The organism is Candidatus Desulfolinea nitratireducens, from assembly GCF_982879505.1.
On the sequence record NZ_CEYOSI010000189.1, the window covers coordinates 4,441 to 7,011 of the forward strand.

Annotated in this window: 2 protein-coding genes; both read left to right on the forward strand. The window is 50.2% G+C overall.

What is annotated here, in order from left to right:
• The first annotated feature begins 169 nt into the window (after positions 1-169).
• A complete protein-coding gene (locus AC3DOM_RS14060; RefSeq protein WP_487919674.1) occupies positions 170-850 on the forward strand; it encodes a 5'-methylthioadenosine/S-adenosylhomocysteine nucleosidase family protein in 681 nt (226 codons plus the stop codon).
• A 97-nt stretch (positions 851-947) separates the two neighbouring features.
• The coding region (locus tag AC3DOM_RS14065; protein ID WP_487919675.1) for a vWA domain-containing protein at positions 948-2,571 on the forward strand (1,624 nt) is incomplete at its 3' end.

Below are 2,571 nucleotides of genomic sequence, written 5' to 3' on the forward strand. Positions count from 1 at the left end.
CCGTTGGTACCACCTGGATCGGTCTTTCCACACCCGAGGGTGAATGGGCCCGACATTTTTGTTGGGATGGTGATCGTTTGGAAAATAAAATCCTCTCTGCCGACGCCGTCCTGCAATTATTGCTCGATTATTTGGAAGGCGAGCGGAATTTGGATCAGGGTTGACCCAGGTGAATAAAATTGCTATTCTCATCTCCGCCAATTCTGAGTGGCGCGCCATCAAGCTTCTTTATCCCGATGCTAATATTCAAAACTCACTCTACGGCGAGTTTTTCAATACAATTTTAGATCAACACCCGGTTACTTTTTTCTTCGCTGGTTGGGGAAAAATATCCGCGGCGGCAAGTGCGCAATTTGTGATTGACCATTTCCGTCCGGATTTGCTCGTTAATTTGGGGACCTGCGGCGGATTTGAGGGGCGTGTTGAGACCGGGACGATCATCCTTGTCGAGCGCGCGCTATCCTACGATATCTATGAGCAAATGGGAGATACGGCCGCAGCAATCGATTTTTACGCGACCGACCTTGACCTGAGCTGGCTCCCGTCTGTGGACGATCTCCCCGTCCGACGCGGATTACTCGTCTCGGGCGATCGCGATATATTCCCGGAAGATATCCCCATGCTGATCGAAAAGTACGATGCTTTCGCCGCAGATTGGGAGACAGCCTCTATATCCTGGGTGGCGCAGAAAAACGGGATCAGGCTCCTCGTCCTGCGCGGCGTATCGGATCTGGTCAGCATTGAAGGGGGCGAAGCATACGGGGATATTGAATTATTCCATCAGCGGTCAAAAAAGATCATGGCATCCCTGAGTGAGATATTCGAAAAGCTATTACAGAGAATCGCGTAGTTTGATTTGATTGATAATAAGTTCCCGCTTATGCGGGAACTTTTCTTTTAATACGGGCGTCATAAGAGAAATCCCATAATTTCTCAAGGAGGAGAAAATGTCCGCAAAAAAGATCGCTTTGAATATGATGATATTGGCAGCTTTTATTCTTGGTGCCTGTGGCGGTTTAAATTCGCCTGCCGAACAGGAACCCAACTCACCAGCTCTTTATGAAGAATTTGCCCCCAGTCCAGAAGAGCCTGCTGCAGAATCCAATCCTTCGCCCTATAGCGCTGGAGACTCAGATTCTGCTTCTGAAAAAACTGCAGAAAGTAGCGCGCCGAGTAACTTCAGCAGCAATCAACCCCAAAGTACACCATCCGCTATGTTTCGGTCACAGACCAGAGATGAAGGACCAAATGATATGTTCTTTGAAGATTATGGGGTAAATCCGATCATCGACACCGAGGATGACCATTTTTCCACCTTTGCCCTGGATGTGGATACCGGCTCTTATACCCTCATGCGGAACTATATCAACGATGGCAACCTGCCGCCCGAAGATTCTGTCCGTGTTGAAGAATACGTCAATTACTTTGAGCAGGGTTATCCGCTTCCGTCTGCGCATCAGGCGTTTGGGATCCATTTGGATGGTGGCCCATCGCCCTTTACCCAAACCGAACGCTACGAAATGCTGCGCGTAGGCATTCAGGGCTATGAGGTCTCCGATCGGGAACGCAAGGATGTCTCGCTGACCTTTGTCATCGATGTTTCCGGCTCGATGGATATGGATAATCGTCTCGGAATGGTCAAGCGCTCGTTGGAAATGCTTGTTGAGCAATTGGGCAGGGGCGATCAAGTCAGCATCGTCGTCTATGGCTCGGAGGCCCGCGTCGTCCTTGAGCCGACATCTGCTTCCAAAAAGGGACTCATCCTCGATGCGATCTACAGCTTACGCTCCGAAGGCTCGACGAACGCTGAGGCCGGTATCAAGTTGGGATATAAGATGGCCTTGCGTGGCTATAATGCTGATGGCGTCAATCGTGTCATCCTCTGTTCCGATGGAGTAGCCAATGTGGGCAGGGTCGAAGCGAATGCTATCCTCGATGAAGTCCATGGCTATGTTGAAGAAGGCGTTACAATGGCTACCTTCGGTTTCGGGATGGATAATTACAACGATACCCTAATGGAACAGTTGGCTGATAACGGTGATGGCTTTTACGCTTACATAGATGATCTCAATGAGGCAAAACGCCTCTTCGTAGATGATCTGACCAGCACCCTCCAAACCATCGCGATGGATGCCAAAGTGCAGGTTGATTTCAACCCGGATGTAGTCTCCCGCTACAGATTGGTCGGCTACGAAAATCGCGATATTGCCGACGAAGATTTCCGTGACAACAGCGTGGATGCGGGCGAGATCGGCGCTGGGCACTCTGTAACAGCTTTATATGAGATCAAACTATTCGGAGGGGCCCACGGACGCATCGCCACCGTCCACATGCGCTGGGAAGACCCGGATACCCGGCAAGTTATGGAGATAGAAAAAGATATCCATACGGGTGACCTGGAAGAAAAATTCCACGATGCCGATCCCTATTTCCAACGCGCGGTTGTGGTCGCTGAATATGCCGAAATTCTTGGCGATAGTTACTGGGCGGAGGAAAGTGACATTGACGATGTCTACGATGAAGCCCGTTGGCTGGAAGAATATTTCCCCAGAGAAGAGGCAATGGAGGAGT